Below are 20052 nucleotides of genomic sequence, written 5' to 3' on the forward strand. Positions count from 1 at the left end.
CCCACAACTGTTGACGTATCAGCATTCAGGAGAACAAAAATGACCACCGCCCCGACTTCGCTGACCTATCTGCGCCCTGCGACAGCGAAGGAAGAAGCTCTCGTGGAGCGCTTTCAGCCGGTTTTCGACCGGATTGCCGAGGGCAATGTCGAGCGCGAACGCAATCGCACATTCCCTTTCGAGCAGGTGCAGTGGCTGAAGGATGCCGATTTTTCTCTGGTGCGTGTACCCGAGGAGTTCGGCGGCTGGGGCGCTTCGCTTGAGCAGACCTACTACCTGCTGGCCCTACTGGCGGAGGCGGATGCGAACGTCGCTCACGTCTGGCGCAATCACCTCGCCTTTATAGAGGACCGTCTCAACGCGCGGCCGTCACCGACCAACGATCGCTGGTTCCAGCGCTTCCGGGACCGCGAGTTCATTGGCGGTGGCTGGACGGAAGCCAACAACGGAACCTATGCCAACATCAAGACGACGGTGACCCGGGAAGGCGACCTCTACAAAGTCACCGGTGCGAAGTTCTATGCCACCGGCAGCCTCTACGCAGATTGGCTCGACGTGATCGGCAAAGGCGAAGACGGCTCGCTCATCACCACCTTGGTAAGCCGTCACCAATCGGGCGTCGTCCTCACCGACGACTGGCCAGGATTTGGCCAGAGCACCACGGCAAGCGGCAGTGCGACGTATCAGGATGCGGTCGCACACGAAGGGGACGTCTTTCCGGCGAGCGAGCGTGTGGTCTACCAGGGGCATTTCTACCAGACGGCACTGCTGGCCGTGCTCACCGGCATCACGCGCGCGATCCTGCGTGACGGGATCAAGGCGCTCAAGGCGCGTGGGCGCAACTACCCGCAAGGTCTCAACCCGGTCCCGGCACTCGACCCACAATTGTTGCAGGTAATCGGTGAGGTGTCAGTGCGGGTCTTCTCGACAGAGGCCGCATTGCGCCGTGCCGCCAGCGCGCTCGATCTCATCGCTGCCGCCCATGCCGACGGCGACGTCGCTTTGCGCGACAAGCGCGCCATCGACGGCGAAGTGGCTGTGGCACAGGCACAGCTCGCAATCATTGACGGGGTGCTCCACGCGGCCACGCATGTTTTCGGTGCCCTCGGCGCGTCCGCGACGTCGGAGGAAACAGCGCTCGATCGCCATTGGCGCAATGCGCGCACGCTCGCGTCCCATAACCCGGTCGCCTACAAGGCTCGCATCCTCGGTGATTACCTGGTGAACGACAATTCGCCCGTGTCGAGCGTTGCCCGCCTTGGCCGCGGCGGCCAAGGCAACTGAGGAGACGCATGATGACGAAACCTTATCTTGCGCTTGGCCTTGCGGGACCGCATCTGGTGGAACTCACCACAAATCATCAGTTGCTGGAGCGCTGGGATGCCTTGCCGGTTGCGTTCAGCGTGCTGGGCATAGACCGCATCGATGGCAGCGCACCGGCGCCGGTCACGCTTTCGAGTAGCGCCGTCGGTGCGACGCTGGCCAGCGCCACGAAGCGTGGACGCTTCCTCATTGCCGCGTCGCCGCAGCGGGACCACCCCTATAACATCGCCCGCCGGGTTGCTTCGCTTGCCCACCTGTCAGGTGGTCGTAGTGGACTGCTGATCGGCGTGCGGGATGCCTACGCGCCAGAGGGTCCGAAGGATGCCCCAGCCTGGGGTGGAGCCGGGCTCGGCGGGGGCGCGCCCCTCAATGCACAGACGGCTTACGACACGGCGCGCGCGGTGCGCGCTCTTGAGCAGAGCTGGCCTTACGATTCCATCATCGGCGACCGTGAGACGGGCATTCTGGTGGAGTCGAACCGTATTTTACATGTGGATATCGAAAACAGCTTCTCCATCGCGGGGCCGTTGAACGCGCCCGCGCCGGAAACCGGCGCGTCAGTAATCGCGTGGTATGCCGAAACGGCGACGGACAGGCCGCCGACGAGTGATGACACGCCGATCGAACTCATCCTCGGTGCCGCGGGCTCTGTCCCCGTGGTCGCGTTGGGTAAGGAGCCGCCAGTCGGTCAGTTTGCAGGCATCGTGCTCCGCGCAGGCATCGAGCAATCGGTGAGCGAGTTGCTCGATGCCGCGGAACGTTGGCTTGCCGACGGCTTCGTTCCCTCTGCGCTCGGCGGGTCACTGCGCGCCACGCTAAACCTTTCTCTACCAGCGCCGCTGCCGTCCACGGCGCGGGCCGCTTTCCCCGTGCCGCAACCGCATGTCTCTTTGTAGACAACACCGGAGACATTCCCCGTGACAAACAAACGAACTGGCCACGTCCTCCTCGGAATCAACGCATTGGTGTTGGGATATCTTCCCGCCGCATGGAAGACACCGCACTTGAAAAAAGATGCATTCGTTGACCCGGAATATTGGGAAAATCTCGGCAAGACCGCGGAGCGCGGCACCCTTGATGCCATTTTCCTTGCGGATGGCCCGTTGCTGGGCGATCCGGCCTACGACGCCAATCCGATCCGGCTGGAGCCGACGGTAAACTGGGGCCATGTGGCAGCAGCAACCTCACGGGTGGGGCTGGTGGCCACGGCGTCATCAACCTTCAACGATCCTTTCGAGCTTGCCGAGCGCTTCCTCTCGTTCGATCATCAAACAGGTGGTCGCGCGGCGTGGAATGTCGTCACCACTCGCGGTGTTCCCGCAGCGCGCAATTTTGGCATGCCGGATATCCCCTTCCGTGACGACCGCTATGAGCGTGCGAACGAGTTTGTCGATGTCGTGCGGGCCTTATGGGCGTCGGCGGCCACGGGTCGCGACGTGCACTTCCATGGCGGGTTCTTCGATATCGATGGACGCTTGCGCGTACCGCCGTCCAAACAAGGCCACCCCGTCATCTTTCAGGCGGGTGGTTCGCCGCAGGGTCGTGAACTGGCGGGTCGTGCGGCTGAGGGCGTCTTCGCGGCCGAACTTACGAAAAATCAGGCAATCGAGCATTACCGCCTCGTGAAAGGTTTCGCACGGAGCAATGGTCGTTCACCTGACGACATCAAAATCCTTCCGGGCCTGTTGTTGAGCCTGGGCAGTACCGAGGAGGAAGCACGTCGCCGCAGCGACGAAATCCACGATGCCGGTCCGCCGTCATACTCGATCGGCTGGCTGTCCCAGGCGATCGGTTTCGACGCCTCGAAACTCGAGCTCGACGAACCGTTTCCCGAGGAGGTACTCGCGCCTATCGGCAACGCCCAGAGTTTCCTCGGCAGTATCGGCTTTCGGGAATCGATTATCACGCAGATCCGCAAGACGAACCCCACTGTGCGCAGCTACCTCAAGCAGACGCGGTATACCGGGTCGGGCCATGCCGGATTTGTCGGCACGCCTGAGCAACTCGCCGATCACATCGAGGATTGGTTCCATGCCGGAGCCATCGACGGTTTCAATTTGCAGCCGGATCGGCTGATAGACGGGCTTGATGTGATCGTCGATGAACTCGTGCCAATCCTGCGCGAACGCGGCCTCTACCGCCATCAGTACGAAACGGAGACACTACGTGAGCACTTCCAAGCGGCCTCACCCACACCTCCCTTCTAAGAGTTACGAATCCATGTAGATCAGTAGGTCCAAATCGGCATGCTCTCACGAAGAGGCGATGGCGGCTCTCGGCAGAGGGACAGCATCGGCTCTCGCGATGGTAAGTTGACAATAGTTCAGATCGTAGTGTTGCTGCGGGATCACCTTTGGGGATTTCGGTCAACCAAGGCGCAAATGGATCAGACGCGATCCAGGAACTCGATCACGCGGACGGTAAGTAATGCGGTCGCATCTGCGTCGAAGGACGGTAGCGAACTATCGGCGAAATAGTGCTGATCGCCCGGGTACAGGAAAAGCTCCGCGTTCTCGACCTTGTCCACTATCTCGCGGGCGGCCTCGATGTCGCCCTCGGCGACGAAAAACGGGTCGTTGTCCATGCCGTGAATTTGGACTGACACGCCGTCCGGCCAGCGTCCAAAGGACCACTCGCCGCTGATAGGGAGGCAGGAGTAAAAGAGCAGCGCTCCGCGAGCTCCGGGCCGTGTCTGTGCAAGCTTCTGCGCCGGCAACACACCGAACGAGAACCCAGCGTAGACGAGATTGGGGGGCAATTCGTCGGCGACGTGGACGCCACGCTCCCTCATTTCGTCGAATCCGATCTCCCCTATGTAGGCCAGACCCTCATTGATACTTTGGAATATACGTCCGTCGAATAGGTCCGGAGTGTGCACGATATGACCGCTGGCCCGCAAGTCATCGGCGAACCCGCGCACACCCTCAGTCAACCCCTGAGCGTGGTGAAAAAGCAAGACCTCAGTCATCCAGGCCTCCGGGTAGGGTGCGGTGTTGGACGTACGATGTCAGCTTTCTGACCGTATGAGCAGCCGAATGTGGTCCGCCACGGCGGGATCAATCGGATTATAGATCACCAAATTGAGGTCGGGTCTGCCATCCACTGCGAAGCCGGAATACTCGAGTTCGACATCGCCGAGGATAGGATGCTTCAACCGTTTTGTTCCCTCACCATGCGCGATGACTTCGTTCTCGCGCCAAAGGGCTTGGAATTCCGGACTGGTCGCACAGAGTTCTTCAACGAGATCAGCGATCTCCGAAGTCGCTCCCGCACGCGCGGCATCGGCACGAAAGGCTCCAACAACAAATCGCGCCATCGCTTCCCAGTCATGCTGATGCATTCGGACCGCCGGGTTAAGGAACAGAAGCCGCAGAATATTGCGGTCGCCGACCGCGAGACGATCATAGTCCGTCATGACGACAGTGGCTGCCCGGTTCCAGGCAACGATATCCCAGGCGGCAGTCCGCACCAAGGCTGGGCTCACTTCCAACGTATCCAAGAGCCGCTGAAGACGTGGGCTGATGCCTTCGACAGAGCGAAACCGAACTTCTGGTGGTCGACCAAGGCCGAGCATGAACAGGTGTTCTCGCTCCGGTTCTGTCAGCATTAATCCGTTTGCGATACGGTTAAGAACGTCCGCAGACGGGGCGCCGCCACGCCCTTGTTCCAGCCAAGTGTACCAGGTCGGGCTGATGTTCGCGCGCTGTGCAACCTCCTCGCGTCGGAGGCCAGGCGTTCGTCTCCGGCCGGAGAGGCCGAAGGTCGCCGGGTCAAGTCGGGAGCGGCGATCCCTGAGAAATGCCCCCAGTTGGTTGGTTTCGACCATGAGTATCCAGTTGATAATTATCATAGGATAAGATCACTACTTTACCAGCATGATACTATCGCAATGATGGAAGCTCTTCAACAAGGAGATATCCTATGCGTATTTTTGTGACTGGTGCGACCGGCTTCATTGGATCGGCTGTCATTTCCGAACTCCTCAAGGCAGGTCATCAGGTCATCGGGATGGCCCGCTCTGACGCGGCTGCCCGCACGCTCGAAGCGGCAGGAGCCGAAGTTAATCGCGGGACGCTTGAAGAGCCAGATAGTGTCCGAACCGTAGCAGAAAACGCTGACGCGGTAATCCATACCGCTTTCGACCACAATTTTTCGCGTTTCGTGGAAAACTGCGAAAAGGACCGTCGTGTGATCGGGGCGATGGGGGAGGCGCTTAAGGGATCGAACCGCCCGCTGGTTATCACTTCGGGAACGGGGCTTGGAAACGCCAAACTCGGCCAACCTGCCTTGGAGGACGTTACCAATTTTGATCATCCGAATCCGCGTGTTGCGTCCGAGCAGGCTGGGAACGAACTGCTTGACGCCGGCGTGAATGTTTCGGTCATGCGTCTTCCCCAGGTCCACAATACGGTCAAGCAGGGGCTGATCTCGCCGCTGATCGACATCGCGCGGGCAAAAGGCATATCCGCATACGTGGACGATGGGAGCAATCGCTTTCCCGCCGGACATCTTAACGATGTGGCTCTGCTCTACAGACTGGCTATGGAACGCGGCGAGCCTGGTGCGCGTTATAATGCGGTCGGCGAGGAAGGTGTGACATCCCGCGAGATTGCAGGGGCGGTCGGACGCGGCCTGAAAATGCCGGTGGCCTCCATCTCTCGCCAACAGGCCGCCGACCATTTCGGTTGGATGTCTATGTTCGCTGGTCTGGATTTTCCGGCGTCCAGCGCGAAAACCCGTCGAATTTTGGCATGGAACCCTACTGGCCCAGGGCTCATCGCCGATCTCGATGACATGGACTACCGAAAGCTGGCGGCCTGATTTTTATGGCCGGGCCATATCGGCCTCAAGGACCACCCCGTCCACGTGCCAGAGTTTGTCAGGGAAAAGTGGGAACCGGTTTTCCCGAAAAGACATACGGAAACAAAAGAAACTAGAGGCAAACCAAGAACCTCTAGCACGTGGCCAGCGACAATCCGGCTGGAGATTGATCCAGGCTCCTCACCAAGGGGAAACCGCCACGCGTTCCTGAAAAGGCGGTGGCTGTTGTCGGCGCAATTCTATCGGCTAGACGCGGAAGTTAGTTTGCCCTCTCCGAACCTCATTAGACCAACCTGCGGGGCGCTCCTTTTTCGTAGGTCCCTTATCAATCAAAATGCTTCCGTTCACCCCTGTCGTTCTTGTCCCTTTAAATGCCGCATTGCCAAAAGGCCGGAGGTCATCGCCCGGCGTCCGCGACCGGCCGTGGAGGCGTACAGTTGGTTCAGAAGGCGAACGACGTTTTTAGCCTTTTCCCACGGGGCCAACTTTCGGCCAGGATTCCTGGCGCGCACGAGCGGCATAGAAGTTTCGACCATGCCGTCCCCGAAACGATCGGGCGGTGGTAAATAGATTTTGCCTTGGTCGAGAGAGAGGATGGTCAAGGGTGTAAGCATCGCGAAATCTCCTTACGGTCCGCGCTGATCTGCGCTGTAAGGAGTACTCTCGGGAAACAAGCGATTTATGTCCTCAAACAAGGCATTAAAAGTTCCAAAATGTCCCAAAACAACGAGCGACCCGTCAGTCTTCGGGAAGACCGGCCAGCTGTAAGCCCTCGACGATGGCCGCGAGGCGGCTCGGGTCCTTGGCGGGCTGGCCGGACTTAATGCTGGCGATTGTAACGTCCGGGGCTATTCTTACCAGTTCGCCAAGGTAGTGATGAGCCTCTGCCATGCGTCCAAGATGCGCGTTTGCGGCAGTCAGCATCCAATATATCGGATCGAAGTTCGGATTGATGGCGAGGGCCCGGGTGGCGCACGTCAACGCCTCCTCATAGTTGCCGAGTATTATCTGCGCGTGCGCCATTCCGCATTGCGATATGTGCGCCAGGAGATCGCGCGGCGAGAGCCTGCTCGCACGTTGGAACAAGGCCAATGCGCTCGCCACCTCTCCACAATGAAGGGTCGCCACACCCGCCGACGTAACGACCAGCATGTTGTTAGGATTGGAGTCCAGTGCTGCGGAGAGCACCGCCATTCCCCAATCATATTCCCTTGCCACCTGCACGAGTGCCATCGCGCAATGTGCCATCACCGTAGGATCGCCGGCCGCCTTCTCCAGCCCGCGCCGGGCCAATTCGAAACACTTTTCCCGGTCATTGGCCCCGATCGCCGGCCACCCCATAGTAACGCGGTGTTCCAGCGCCCAAGCGGCATGGGCGAGCAGGTGTGCATTGTCGGGTTCGAGCGCAAGAGCCTCGGTCAGCATCGCGTATGCCAGTGCATTCTCACTCACCGTTTCCGCCAGGATTTTGGAAAGGGCGCGCAGGTACGCATCGTAGGCTGCCATGCTTCCTGGCCGCTCCCTGCGGGAGCGCTCGATTTCCGCCATCCTGATATGCGGCTCGACAACCGTTGCGACTTTCTCGGTAATCCGATCCTGGAAGTTGAACACGTCATCGAGGGTACCGTCGAATTTCTTTGCCCACAGGTGAGCGCCGCTGCCACCGTCGATGAGTTGTGCCGCTATCCTGAGTTGGTTCCCCGACCGCCTGACGCTGCCTTCGAGCACGTACCGGACGCCGAGTTCCTTCGCCACTTGCCGCACGTCGCGGTTTTGCTCCCTGTAAACGAAAGCGGAGTTGCGGGCGATAACCGAAAAATCCTTGAAGCGGCTGAGCGCCGTGATGATATCGTCCACGATACCATCCGCGAAGTAATCCTGGTCCACATCACCGCTAAGATTAGCAAAGGGAAGAACGGCCAGCACAGGGAACTGGCTGTCGGACTCATTTGACGCAGAGGACGCGCGGATCAGGCGATAGCCCATCCTCGGCACCGTCGCGATCCATTCCTGCCCTTCCGGTGCCGGGCCCAGCGCCTTGCGCAGGGCCGCAATCTGCACGGTCAGATTGCCTTCCTCGACGACCAAACCGGGCCATCCCCGTTCCATCAGGTCCAACTTGGAGACAATCCCTCCTCCGGCGTCGAGGAGCGCTTTGAGAAGAGCCAGGCTACGACCACCCAGTGCAACGGGCTTACCGTTCCGCCGCAACACGCCGGAAGCGGAATCGAGAACAAACGAACCAAAAGTTTGCCGCGACTGCATCATGCGAACAATGTATCGCGCGGCAGAACTCATGGAAACCAGCAATCCTCCGTCAGATTGCGGGCGGATTACCCAGATGCCGAAAACAAAACCGCTCCGATGGAAACCAATGGAGCGGTTGGACGGAATTCCGCAGCGTCTGAAAATACCTTCAGAGAGGCAGGCCGACGTAGTTTTCCGCGAGCACGGTCTCGGCTGCCCGCGAATGGGTGAGATAGTCGAGTTCGGCTTCCTGAATCTTCTGGTCGAAATCGCTGGCATCGGGAAAACGATGAAGCATGGTCGTCATCCACCAGGAGAAACGCACAGCCTTCCAGACGCGGACGAGCGCCCGGCCGGAATAGGCCTCGATGCCGGCCACGGACTTTTCCTGATAGTGTTCGCGCAGACCGGAATAGAGGTAGTGAACGTCGCTTGCCGCAAGATTGAGGCCTTTGGCGCCGGTCGGTGGGACAATGTGGGCCGCATCGCCGACAAGGAAAAGCCGGCCGAAGCGCATCGGCTCGGCGACGAAGGAACGCAATGGCGCGACAGACTTCTCAAAGGAAGGCCCGGTTACCAGCGCTTCGGCATGATGGACGGGCAGGCGGCGCCGCAGTTCGTCCCAGAACCGGTCGTCACTCCAACGCTCGACATTTTCGTCAAGCGGGCATTGCAGGTAATAGCGGCTGCGTGTCGGCGAGCGCATAGAACAGAGCGCGAAGCCGCGCGGATGGTTGGCATAGACCAGTTCGTGATCGAGCGGCGGCACGTCGGCGAGCAGGCCCAGCCAGCCAAAGGGATAGACGCGTTCGAAATTGCGGATCGATCCTTCAGGCACCGATTTTCGTGAGATGCCATGGAACCCGTCGCATCCGGCGATGAAATCGCAGTCGATCCGCTGGCTCACACCATCGCGCTCGTAGGTGACATGAGGGAAGGTGCCGTCGAAATCATGCGGGCGGACATTGGCGGCATCGTAAATGGTGACGCAGCCAGCGGCTTCCCGCTCCGCCATCAGATCGCGGGTCAACTCGGTCTGGCCATAGCATCACGCCCTTGCCGGTGAGACCTTTGAGATCGATGCGATGGTCGCGACCGTCGAAGGCCAGCGAAAATCCGTTATGCGGCAGCCCCTCGGCGCGCATACGTTGGCCAGCGCCTGCCGCTTCAAGCAAGGCAACCGTCCCCGCCTCCAGAACGCCGGCGCGGACGCGGCCGAGGATATACTCCTTGGAAACACGATCGACGATGACATTGTCAATGCCGGCTCTCGCCAGCAATTGCCCCAAGAGCAAACCAGACGGACCTGAGCCGATGATACAGACTTGAGTGCGCACATTCTCCTCCCGAGGTGCAGGATATGGGCAAGTGTGCGCTTCGGGACGTTGCATCGCCATGGACAAATCCGGCAACGAATTGCACAATTTGAACATGCCAAATAATCTCCATCCAGTGCCGGCCATTCCAACCTACGACCTATACGGCGAGGAAATCCGCCCATCCTCCGAGTTTTGGTTGCATTGCGAAACGATACCGTCGCGCAGTAGCCTGCACCGCTGGGAAATTTCCGAGCACCGGCATCGCAGCTTCTTTCAAATCCTGTACATTGCCGCAGGTTCCGGCGACGCCGTTTTCGGCGGAAAGGCGTATGCACTTTCCCCCGGAACCATCGTCACCGTGCCTCCGGATGCCCGCCATGGGTTTCGCTTTTCGTCCGATATCGATGGTTTCGTCTTCACGATCCTCGTCTCACATCTGCAGATGGGGCCTTCCGGCCGAAACACCTTCGCGGCCTGGCTTTCTGAGCCGAGGGTGACGGCGCTTACCGAGAGCGTCGATGGCAGCTACATCGAAGAAACCTTGCGCCGACTTGCAGACGCTGCCAGCCAGAGACATGCGCCGGCCGAGCTTTGTGCCGCCTATCTGACCACTGTCCTGCGGCTTGCCGCCGGCATGCACGCAGATAATGGCAACCAGTCGTGCGCCGGAGAGAACGAACGCCGCATGGAGCGGCTGGCCGAGCTTATCCACCAGCATTTTCGGGATCATAAGCCGGCTTCCTTCTATGCGGCCGCTATCGGCCTCTCGCCTACCCACCTCAATCGTATCGTCAAGGCTGCGACCGGGCGCAGCACCCATATGCTGATTGAAGAGAAGCTGCTGCAGGAAGCAAAACGCGAACTTCTCTTCACCCGGCTTCCGGTGCAGGCGATCGGCTATCGGCTCGGGTTTTCGGACCCGGCCTATTTCTCCCGTTTCTTCCTGCAGCATGCAGGAATGCCGCCGCTGCAGTGGCGGCGTACCAATGCGGTTGCGACTTGAGCGGCCGGGTAACACTATCCGGCAGCGCGCATCTTGCCAGCGACGACCAAGGCGCGATATGCCTTTCCGGTAGCAATCTATCCGACTGATTTGCTTCGCGTTTATTGGAGAGCGGAATGAAAACGGCACTTGCAGACGTCAACACACCGGCGGTGCTGGTGGATCTCGGCTTGACGCGAAGAAACATCGACCGTTTCCAGGCCTATGCCGACAAACACGGCCTGAAAGTGCGCCCGCATATCAAGACGCACAAGCTGCCGGCGATTGCGGAAATGCAGCTCGACGCCGGCGCCATCGGCATCACCTGCCAGAAGGTTTCCGAGGCCGAAGCGATGATTGCGGGTAGCGACCGGATCAAGGATGTGCTGATTACCTACAATATCCTCGGCAACGAAAAGCTCGCGCATCTGGCGGCGTTGGCGAAGAAGGTGACACTCAGTGTCGTTGCCGACAGCGCCAAGGTCATCGACGGCCTATCCGCCGCCTTTGCCGAAGAAGACAAGCCACTTACCGTACTGGTGGAATGCAACACCGGCGCCGATCGCTGTGGCGTCGCCACGCCGGAGGCCGCAGCCGAGCTTGCAAAGCGGATTGCCGCGGCACCAGGCCTCATCTTTGGCGGCCTCATGACCTTTCCGCCGACAGGCGGCGCCCGCGCCGTCCAATCCTTCATGAGCCGCGCGAAAGTTTTCCTCGAAGCGGCCGGCATCGATGTGCCCGTCATAACGTCGGGCGGCACGCCATCGATGATGAAAGCGGCCCTCGCCCCCATCGCCACCGAATATCGACCCGGCACTTATGTCTATAACGACCGCTCCCTTGTCGCCCGGGGCGCCTGCGCGTGGGAGGACTGCGCGCTCACGGTTCTCGCAACTGTGGTTTCGGTTCCGGCGGCCAACCGGGCGATTATCGATGCCGGTTCCAAGACGCTGACATCAGACCTTTTCGGCCAGACCGGCTTTGGCCATGTGCTGGGCCGCCCGGATATCGCCATCGATCAACTGTCGGAAGAGCATGGACGGCTGGTCACCACCGGGCCGATCGCTCTTTCCGTCGGTGATCGTGTGCGGGTCGTGCCCAACCATGCCTGCGTGGTGACCAACATGGTCGATGCCGTGCATATCGTCGAGGGCGACACCGTGACCGACATCTGGCCGGTCGCTGCGCGCGGCAAGATCACGTGAGGGGTTCGTCTCTCTTTCCACCAGGGACCAGTTGATATTCAAGGTCCCACAACCCGGAAAGTAATGTCGATATTCCCGCGGGTTAGGGGCTTGCACACGGTCTCTTTTCGCGGAAATCTCAAGTATCTCTCCGCTGATTCTTTTGGCGTCGTCGTCTCGGTGCGCGGTTTTCGGTGACACGGCTGTCTTCCTCCCTTCGGCTCCGGTGTTGAATCGAGGTCGACACCTGCCGAAATGAGCGGATGAGAAACCCGCTCAAGTTATCCCCTCGTGACCGGCAAACGCGAAGAACGCAGAGGCCTTGCCCATCTGGATCATTTCTGTCCTTCATTGATGAAACGTTGTGGGGAGAAACCGGATGTCCGAGCCTGACCCGGAGGAGAAGATCGACGCGACTTTCCGCAACGGCTCGCTGACGGCGGCGGGGATCATTCTCGGCTTCTCGCTGAATTTCATCGCTCGCTGGGTTTCTAATCCCAACGACTGGAGTCGCATAGACATCGCGCCGATGTTGTTTCTAACCTTCGGAATCGCGATCCAGGTGAAAGTGTTCGCTGACCTGCTAGCGCGAGATTCCTTGATAGCGAAAAAGTACGACCGCTCGCGGCGACTGTTTCTGATCGGCCTCGGTATCGTGGCGGTAGGGATGGGGATCGCGTTGCTAAACGACATTCTGGGGCTGGGGTCGATGCAGATGTTGGGATAGGCGCCGGAAAGGCCGCGCGCTCAATTTCTATGCACGCCGTATCCTTGACTTCAAATTAGGCACCAACTAACAATTTTCACCAGTTGGTAAAAACTGGGGAACAGATCAAATGACCAGCAAGCTTATCATGTCTCGACGCGGCGTTCTTGCGTCGGGTCTCGCACTTAGTGCATCCGCATTCATTCCCTCTGTCCGCGCCGCCACACCGATCAAGGTCGCTGGCATCCATGGTTCTCCGGTAGAGAACGCCTGGAATTCGGTGCTGCATAAGGCACTCCAGGATGCAGCAGCAGAGGGGACAATCGAATATGTCTTCTCCGAGGGAGTGTCAGGAACAGACTATCCCCGTGCTATGCGCGAATATTCGGAACAGGGCGCCAAACTGATTATCGGGGAGACGTTCCCCGTCGAGAAGCAGGCCCGCGAAGTGGCGGCTGACTATCCGGAAACCGCTTTCGTCATGGGCTCAAGCGGGAAGGAATCAGGCGACAATTTCGGGGTGTTCGGCACCTGGAACTTTGATGGCGCCTACCTCGCCGGCATGTTGGCCGGCAAGATGACCAAAAGCAACATTGTCGGCTCCGTCGGCGCCATGCCGATCCCTGAGGTCAACATGCTGATCAATGCCTTTGCGGAGGGCGTGAAGGCGGTGAACCCGGACGCCAAGCATCTGGTGACCTTCATCGGCACCTTCTTCGATCCGCCTAAAGCGCGCGAGGCAGGCCTTGCCCAGATCGATGCCGGCGCCGACATCCTGTTCGGCGAACGTATCGGCACGGCAGATGCCGCCAAGGAGCGCGGCATCAAGTCGGTTGGCTCGCTCATCGACTATACGCCGCGCTATCCCGACACGGTCTTCGCCAACGCACTCTGGAATTTCCGCCCGATCCTCAACGCCGCGATCGCTGATATTGCTGCTGGAAAACCGACAGGCCGCGATTACACGAGCTACGGCCTGATGAAGGAGGGCGGCAGCGACATCGTGTTCGTCAAAGGCGTGGCGCCGGCGGAAGCCGAGGCTGCTATGGAAGCCAAGCGTGCCGAGATCAAAGCCGGCACGTTCGAGGTGCCGAGGGTCATGGACGAACCGAAGTAATAGGGTTCTGCAAATGCGGGATGACGCAACGTCATTGGCTGAGGCGATCCGCGGGGGTCGCCTCAGTGCATTGGAGGCCATGCGGGTTGCGATTGATCGGGCGGAGCAACAGTCCGACCTCGGAGCTATCGTTTATCTGGATCGGGATCTTGGACTGTATGCAGCCCAGTCCATGGACGAAAGACTGCGCGATGGATCTGCAACGGGCTCGTCCTTCGCCGGCGTGCCCAGCCTGGCCAAGGATCTTGGCGGACCTTTTTTCGGGCTTCCGGTCACGGCGTGCTCAGGCATGATAGACAGGAGTTCGGTGGAACCGGACTCCGATCTTGCCGCGCGACTTCGCACCTCCGGCCTCTGCTTCTTCGGCCTTACCACGGTGCCGGAAATGGGTCTGTCTCTCGCCAGTGAGCCGGCAGTCGGACCACTCAGCCGCAACCCGCTGGAACCGTCGCTGACGCCCGGCGGGTCCTCGGGTGGTGCTGCAGCTGCCGTCGCCGCAGGCATTGTCGCTATAGCCCATGCCACCGATGCAGGAGGATCGATCCGGGTTCCCGCGGCCTGCTGCGGCCTTGTGGGTCTGAAGGCGAGCCGCGGGGTGATACCGGCTGGCCCGAGCTTTGGTAATCATCTCGGTGGAATCGCCAGCGAGCTTGCAGTCTGCCGCTCTGTAAGGGACCTCACTACGATTTTCCGAGTTGCCGTTGGCGCCTCGCGTGGCCCTTTCGCAGATCCCCATTTGTCCCAGGCCAGTGCCGGTCCGCTGCGAATTGGCCTCGTCACAGATTCTGGCAACGATTTCTCACTGGATTCCGACCGGGCCGCAACGATCGAGGCTGCAGCGCGTTCCCTGGAAGCCGACGGGCACGCGATTATCCAGATCTCGTGGAACACATTAGAAAACGCCGTCGCGGCTAGCGGTCGGGCATTCGCTGACATCATTGCCGTCAATCTCGCGAATTACGTCGATGGGGCGCACCTGAATGCCCAAAAAGCTGAACGCCTTACCCAAGCCTTTATCCGCAAAGGTCAGGCGCTGACTGGCCAATCCCTCTGGGCGTCGTTGGATGCCGGCATTCATACCAGCAGGGCTCTTTGGGACATCTTCGAGGAGGTCGATTGTCTGTTGACGCCCATGTTGTCGAGTGCCCCGCTGCCACTCGGGTCCTTCTCGTTTGACCATGATGATACGGAGCTGCATATCCATCGTATGACAGCTTTCGCCCCGCTTGCGTCACTGGCGAACATCACGGGCTTTCCGGCAATCACTCTACCGTTTGGCGCGGATGCGACGGGCTTGCCGCTACCCGTCCAGCTTTTGGCTCCCATGGGACATGACTTGCTTCTGCTGGCACTTGCCGCGTCGCTGGAGCAGGAGGGTCGCTGGCAGCACCGCTTCCCCGTTGCAGGATTGCACGCATGAACAAGCCCGTTCTTGAAATCATTGGCGTTAGCAAACGGTTCGGCACGACACTGGCCAATGATGACATCTCGTTGTCCCTGGCCAAAGGCGAGATCGTAGCACTGCTCGGTGAAAACGGTGCCGGCAAGACCACACTGATGAACATTCTCTTCGGCCACTACGTGCCAGACAGCGGCCGCGTCCTGATCGACGGTGAGGAACTGCCGCAAGGCAAGCCCCGCGCAGCAATCCGTGCCGGTATCGGCATGGTTCACCAGCATTTTGCACTGGCGCCAAACCTCACGGTGATCGAGAACGTCACAACCGGGACGGAAAGCCTGTGGTCGCTTCGATCGCGCCGTGCCGAGGAGCGGATCAAGCTGCTTGCCATCTCCCAGCGCTTCGGCCTGAAGATTGATCCGGATGCAAGACTTGGCGATCTCTCCGTTGGAGAGCAGCAGCGGGTGGAAATCCTGAAGGCACTCTATAACGAGGCGCGAATTCTCGTTCTCGACGAACCGACCGCAGTCCTGACACAGCTCGAGGCCGAGCGACTTTTTGCGACGCTGAAGGATATGGCAGCCCAAGGCCTGTCGTTGATTTTCATTTCCCACAAGCTGGACGAGGTCATGTCAGCTTCAGACCGCGTGGTGGTTCTTCGCGGAGGCCGCCACGTGGCGGAGCGCAGAGCGTCCGAGACCAGTAAGTCCGAACTCGCCGAACTCATGGTCGGTCGCACTGTAACTCGACCTGTCCGGGAGCCATCGTCTCCCGGCGAACTGGTCCTGGAAGCGGCTGCCGTTACCGTGCGGTCCGCCGGTGTCGATAGGCTCAAGGCAATTGATTTTCAACTTCGTTCCGGGGAGGTGCTGGGCATTATCGGCGTTTCTGGCAATGGACAGGCGGAATTGGCGCAATTGCTGTCGGGGACAACCTCGAAGACCAGCGGCGACCTGTTGCTGTTCGGCACAGCGGTCGCCTCCCTTTCGGTCGCCGACGTCGTCTCGGCCGGTGTCGGCCGCATTCCTGACGATCGCAACAAGGAAGGCGCCATTGGCGAAATGGCGATCTGGGAAAACGTTATCCTGGAAAGGCTCGCTTCCTTCTCACGCCGCGGGCTGGTGGATCGCAAGCGCGCCGTTGCGTTCACGCAAAAGATTATCGATCAGTTCGACGTGCGTGGTGGAACGCCGACAACCCGTATTCGCCTGCTATCCGGCGGAAACATGCAGAAGCTTATTCTGGGACGCAACCTGATAGACCGGCCGCGCATTCTGCTTGCGGCGCAACCGGCGAGAGGATTGGACGAGGGGGCAGTCGCTGCCGTGCACGAGCGGCTTCTCGATGCGAGACGGCAGGGAACAGCCGTGCTGCTGATCTCGGAAGATCTGGACGAGGTGATGGCGCTCGCCGATCGCATCCAGGCCATCGTCGGCGGCAGGCTTTCGCCGCCGATTGCCGCCGAGGAGGCATCCTCGCGCAAACTCGGACTGATGATGGCCGGTGAATGGGAAAAGGAGGTGGCGCATGCGGTTTGAACGGCGTGAACACCGTCCGGTCGCGCTCGTCATCGCGACCCCGCTCATCGCAATCGCTGCGGCCCTTGCGATTGCAGGCGTCCTGATCGCAATTGCCGGCGCGCCGGTCTTTGAGGCTTATTGGCGTATTTTGCTGGGCGCATTCGGCTCCCGCCTCTCGGCAACCGAAACGCTGACCCGTGCAACACCTTTGATCCTCACTGGACTTGCAGCGGCCGTCGCCTTCCGCGCCCGGCTTTGGAATATCGGTGGGGAGGGGCAATTTTATCTCGGCGCTATCACCGCCGCTTGGGCAGGTTCGCATCTTTTTGGCACATGGCCTTCGATCGTGCAGATTCCGTTGCTGCTCGTCTTCGGCGCCGTCGCCGGCATGATCCTGCTGCTCGTGCCGCTCTGGCTGAGACTACGCTTTTCGGTGGATGAGGTCGTGACGACCCTGCTCCTCAATTTCGTCGCCGTGCTCTTTGTGTCGATGTTGATCGACACAGTTCTGAAGGATCCGCTGGCCTTCGGCTGGCCCCAGTCGCAATCGATATCCGAAGCTGGGATGCTGCCGAAGCTTCTCGCCCGATCTAGGCTTCATTTCGGCCTGGTGATCGCCATCCTGCTTGCACTCGTCCTCGCGTTCGTCCAGTCGCGTACGGCCTTCGGCATGCAGTCGCGTGCAGCCGGGCTCAACCCGCAGGGAGCCGCCTTTGCCGGTGTGCCGCTGGGCAAAACCCTGGTGGCTGTCGCCTGCATCTCCGGCGGACTTGCAGGGCTCGCCGGTGCAGTCGAAGTCATGGGTGTCCAAGGCTACGTCACGACCAACCTCTCGCCGGGTTACGGTTATTCAGGCATCGTCGTTGCCATGCTGGCCAATCTCAACCCGCTCGGAGTGGTGCTGGCAGGGCTATTTACGGCAACCATGTTCGTCGGCGCCGACGGCATGAGCCGAAGCCTCGGAATTCCAAGCTACATCGCCGATGTCATCGTGGCCCTTTCCCTTCTGTCCATGCTGGTCGCCGTATTCTTCACCCAATACAGGATCCGTCGATGAGCGCCGTTTTCGATATCATCGCATCTGCCGGGCTTTGGGCCGCAGTGTTTAGGATCGCAACGCCGCTGATCTTCGGTACGCTCGGCGCCCTGTTGTGCGAACGGGCAGGCGTGCTGAACCTCGGCATCGAAGGCATCATGACCTTCGGCGCGATGATCGGCTGGCTTGCCGTTTATAATGGGGCGGACCTTTGGACGGGTTTCCTGTTAGCAGCTCTGGGCGGCGGCGTCTTCGGACTGCTGCATGCCGGGCTGACCGTCACACTCGGACTGTCGCAACATGTTGCTGGGCTTGGCGTGACATTGTTTGCAGGAAGCTTCAGCTATTTCGTCTTCCGTCTGGCGGTGCCGGTCGCAGGAACACCGCCCACAATCACGCCGTTCCAACCGATTGCAATCCCGGGTCTGAGCGATCTCCCGTTCTTGGGCCCCGCATTCTTTGCCCAGACTCCTCCAACCTATCTGGCGATTCTGCTTGCGCTCGTGCTTGCCTACATCATTTTCCGGACTCCCCTTGGCCTTGCAATCCGCATGACAGGCGAGAATCCGCATGCGGCCGAAGCGCAAGGCATCAATCCGATGGTTGTGCGCTACGGCGCTGTTATCGCGGGCAGCGCCCTGATGGGAATGGCCGGTGCCTTCCTCACCCTGTCGGCATTCAACAGTTTCTTCCCGACCATGGTGCAGGGGCGTGGATGGATCTGCATCGCGCTCGTCGTGTTTGCCTCCTGGCGACCGGAACGCGCACTTTTAGGTGCCTTGCTCTTCGCCTTCTTTGATGGCTTCCAACTGCGCCTCCAGACGGCGCTGGGCGGGGCGGTGCCTTATCAGCTCTTTTTGATGATACCCTACATCCTGTCGATCGCGGCGCTGGCCATCATGGCGCGGCGTGCGCGCGTGCCGCAGGCCCTGATGCAACCCTATCGGCGCGGCGAGCGCTGAACGGAGGAACCCGAGCATGTTCGACCTGATCATCCGAAACGCCAACCTGCCTGACGGCCGCCAAGGCTTGGATATTGGACTCGCCGGCGGCAAGATCACCGCTATCGAGAAGCATCTCGATGCATCGGCGAAAGAGGAGATCGATGCGACCGGAAGGCTGGCCAGCCCGCCCTTGTGCGATCCGCATTTCCATATGGACGCGACGCTTTCGCTCGGACTGCCGCGCATGAACGTATCCGGCACCCTGCTGGAGGGCATAGCGCTTTGGGGCGAGCTGCGTCCGCTGCTCACCAAGGAAGCACTTGTGGAACGGGCGCTCCGCTATTGCGACCTCGCCGTCAGTCAAGGCCTGCTGTTCATCCGTAGTCATATCGACACCTCCGATCCGAGGTTGGTTACGGCGGAAGCGCTGATCGAGGTTCGCGAGCGGGTGGCGCCCTATATCACCCTGCAGCTCGTTGCCTTCCCACAGGATGGCTATTACCGCGCGGCTGACGGCGAAAAATCGCTGGAACGCGCGCTCGACATGGGCCTCGACATCGTCGGCGGCATCCCGCATTTTGAACGGACGATGGATGATGGACGCCGCTCGCTGGAAGCCCTCTGCCGCATTGCTGCGGAGCGGGGGCTTCCGGTCGACATCCATTGCGACGAGAGCGACGACCCGATGTCGCGCCATATCGAGACGCTGGCAGCCGAGACCGTACGCCATGGCCTGCAGGGACGGGTGGCGGGATCGCACCTGACATCCATGCATTCGATGGACAACTATTATGTCTCGAAGCTCATTCCGCTGATGGCGGAGGCCGAAATCAACGTGATCCCCAATCCGCTGATCAACATCATGCTGCAGGGGCGCCATGATACCTATCCCAAGCGCCGGGGCATGACCCGCGTGCGTGAGTTGATGGATGCCGGGCTCAACGTCTCCTTCGGCCAGGACTGCACGATGGACCCCTGGTATTCGATGGGCTCCGCCGACATGCTGGAAGTCGGCCACATGGCCATCCATGTGGCGCAGATGGGAGGAATCGAGGACAAGAAGAAGATCTTCGATGCGCTGACGATGAACTCTGCGAAAACCATGGGACTCGAAGGCTACGGACTGGAGGTCGGTTGCAACGCCGATCTCATCGTGTTGCAGGCTGCCGATGTGGTCGAGGCACTCCGTCTCAAGCCCACCCGGCTTCTGGTCGTGAAGGGTGGCAAAGTCATTTCTCGGAGCGCACCCCGTATCGGCGAGCTTTTCCTCGAGGGCAGACCAAAGAACATCGATCCCGGTCTGGATTACGTGCCGACTGCACGCTGAGTTCGTGTTCCTCGGAGTCGGATGCAGGAGTATCCGCACTCCCGCCGCAAGGGCATATATAGAGATATCAAACTACCCGGATGCTCTTCAGCCCGCCAGCCTTCCGTCGTAGTGTACGCCGTTAGCT

General features: G+C 60.2%; 17 protein-coding genes and 1 pseudogene. 13 read left to right on the plus strand and 5 right to left on the minus strand.

What is annotated here, in order from left to right; genetic code table 11:
• Window positions 1-39: 39 nt before the first annotated feature.
• The 3 genes from QO002_RS22225 to QO002_RS22235 all read left to right on the plus strand — a co-directional run bounded on the left by QO002_RS22225 (window position 40) and on the right by QO002_RS22235 (window position 3530).
• Window positions 40-1284 (plus strand): acyl-CoA dehydrogenase family protein, encoded by a 1245-nt coding sequence (locus tag QO002_RS22225; RefSeq protein ID WP_307233898.1) that lies wholly within the window; start codon window positions 40-42, stop codon window positions 1282-1284.
• 8 nt (window positions 1285-1292) lie between these two features.
• Entirely contained in the window at window positions 1293-2219 is a 927-nt protein-coding gene (locus QO002_RS22230) for an LLM class flavin-dependent oxidoreductase (protein WP_307233900.1), read from the plus strand.
• Between the two features lie 69 nt (window positions 2220-2288).
• Window positions 2289-3530, plus strand: a complete 1242-nt coding sequence (locus QO002_RS22235) for an LLM class flavin-dependent oxidoreductase (protein ID WP_307235014.1) — start codon at window positions 2289-2291, stop codon at window positions 3528-3530.
• Window positions 3531-3709: 179 nt separating this feature from the next.
• On the opposite strand, the gene QO002_RS22240 is transcribed toward QO002_RS22235, so the two are convergent.
• Window positions 3710-4291, minus strand: a complete 582-nt coding sequence (locus QO002_RS22240) for a dienelactone hydrolase family protein (RefSeq protein ID WP_307233902.1) — start codon at window positions 4289-4291, stop codon at window positions 3710-3712.
• A 39-nt stretch (window positions 4292-4330) separates the two neighbouring features.
• A complete protein-coding gene (locus QO002_RS22245; protein WP_307233904.1) occupies window positions 4331-5149 on the minus strand; it encodes a helix-turn-helix transcriptional regulator in 819 nt (272 codons plus the stop codon).
• A 95-nt stretch (window positions 5150-5244) separates the two neighbouring features.
• Here QO002_RS22245 and QO002_RS22250 point away from each other — a divergent pair, with 95 nt between their 5' ends.
• The gene (locus QO002_RS22250; RefSeq protein ID WP_307233906.1) at window positions 5245-6144 is read left to right on the plus strand and encodes an SDR family oxidoreductase; all 900 of its coding nucleotides are present in this window, start codon (window positions 5245-5247) and stop codon (window positions 6142-6144) included.
• Window positions 6145-6488: 344 nt separating this feature from the next.
• Here QO002_RS22250 and QO002_RS22255 read toward each other — a convergent pair whose 3' ends face one another.
• The 3 genes and pseudogenes from QO002_RS22255 to pobA all read right to left on the minus strand — a co-directional run bounded on the left by QO002_RS22255 (window position 6489) and on the right by pobA (window position 9728).
• Window positions 6489-6758: a hypothetical protein gene (locus tag QO002_RS22255; RefSeq protein WP_307233908.1), complete on the minus strand. Its 270-nt coding sequence runs from the start codon at window positions 6756-6758 to the stop codon at window positions 6489-6491.
• Between the two features lie 124 nt (window positions 6759-6882).
• Window positions 6883-8412, minus strand: a complete 1530-nt coding sequence (locus QO002_RS22260) for a winged helix-turn-helix domain-containing protein (RefSeq protein WP_307235016.1) — start codon at window positions 8410-8412, stop codon at window positions 6883-6885.
• 148 nt (window positions 8413-8560) lie between these two features.
• A pseudogene (gene pobA, locus QO002_RS22265) lies at window positions 8561-9728 on the minus strand (4-hydroxybenzoate 3-monooxygenase).
• Between the two features lie 94 nt (window positions 9729-9822).
• Here pobA and QO002_RS22270 point away from each other — a divergent pair.
• The 9 genes from QO002_RS22270 to QO002_RS22310 all read left to right on the plus strand — a co-directional run bounded on the left by QO002_RS22270 (window position 9823) and on the right by QO002_RS22310 (window position 19925).
• Window positions 9823-10713, plus strand: a complete 891-nt coding sequence (locus QO002_RS22270; protein ID WP_307233910.1) for a helix-turn-helix domain-containing protein — start codon at window positions 9823-9825, stop codon at window positions 10711-10713.
• A 116-nt stretch (window positions 10714-10829) separates the two neighbouring features.
• Window positions 10830-11897: a D-TA family PLP-dependent enzyme gene (locus tag QO002_RS22275; protein WP_307233912.1), complete on the plus strand. Its 1068-nt coding sequence runs from the start codon at window positions 10830-10832 to the stop codon at window positions 11895-11897.
• A 358-nt stretch (window positions 11898-12255) separates the two neighbouring features.
• Window positions 12256-12603 (plus strand): hypothetical protein, encoded by a 348-nt coding sequence (locus QO002_RS22280; protein WP_307233915.1) that lies wholly within the window; start codon window positions 12256-12258, stop codon window positions 12601-12603.
• 109 nt (window positions 12604-12712) lie between these two features.
• Window positions 12713-13699, plus strand: coding sequence for a BMP family protein (locus tag QO002_RS22285; RefSeq protein WP_307233917.1), 987 nt, complete (start codon window positions 12713-12715; stop codon window positions 13697-13699).
• Between the two features lie 13 nt (window positions 13700-13712).
• Complete coding sequence (locus tag QO002_RS22290; protein ID WP_307233919.1) at window positions 13713-15119, plus strand: amidase; 1407 nt, start codon at window positions 13713-13715, stop codon at window positions 15117-15119.
• Entirely contained in the window at window positions 15116-16636 is a 1521-nt protein-coding gene (locus QO002_RS22295; protein ID WP_307233921.1) for an ABC transporter ATP-binding protein, read from the plus strand. The genes QO002_RS22290 and QO002_RS22295 overlap by 4 nt, the downstream gene beginning before the upstream one ends.
• Window positions 16626-17675 carry an ABC transporter permease gene (locus QO002_RS22300; protein ID WP_307233923.1) on the plus strand — a complete coding sequence of 350 codons (1050 nt, stop codon included), beginning with the start codon at window positions 16626-16628 and terminating at the stop codon, window positions 17673-17675. The genes QO002_RS22295 and QO002_RS22300 overlap by 11 nt, the downstream gene beginning before the upstream one ends.
• On the plus strand, window positions 17672-18616 hold the full coding sequence (locus QO002_RS22305) for an ABC transporter permease (RefSeq protein WP_307233925.1): 945 nt from the start codon (window positions 17672-17674) through the stop codon (window positions 18614-18616). The genes QO002_RS22300 and QO002_RS22305 overlap by 4 nt, the downstream gene beginning before the upstream one ends.
• 16 nt (window positions 18617-18632) lie before the next feature.
• On the plus strand, window positions 18633-19925 hold the full coding sequence (locus QO002_RS22310) for an amidohydrolase family protein (protein WP_307233928.1): 1293 nt from the start codon (window positions 18633-18635) through the stop codon (window positions 19923-19925).
• Window positions 19926-20052 lie beyond the last annotated feature (127 nt).

The sequence above is a fragment of the Pararhizobium capsulatum DSM 1112 genome (assembly GCF_030814475.1).
Lineage (GTDB): Bacteria > Pseudomonadota > Alphaproteobacteria > Rhizobiales > Rhizobiaceae > Pararhizobium > Pararhizobium capsulatum.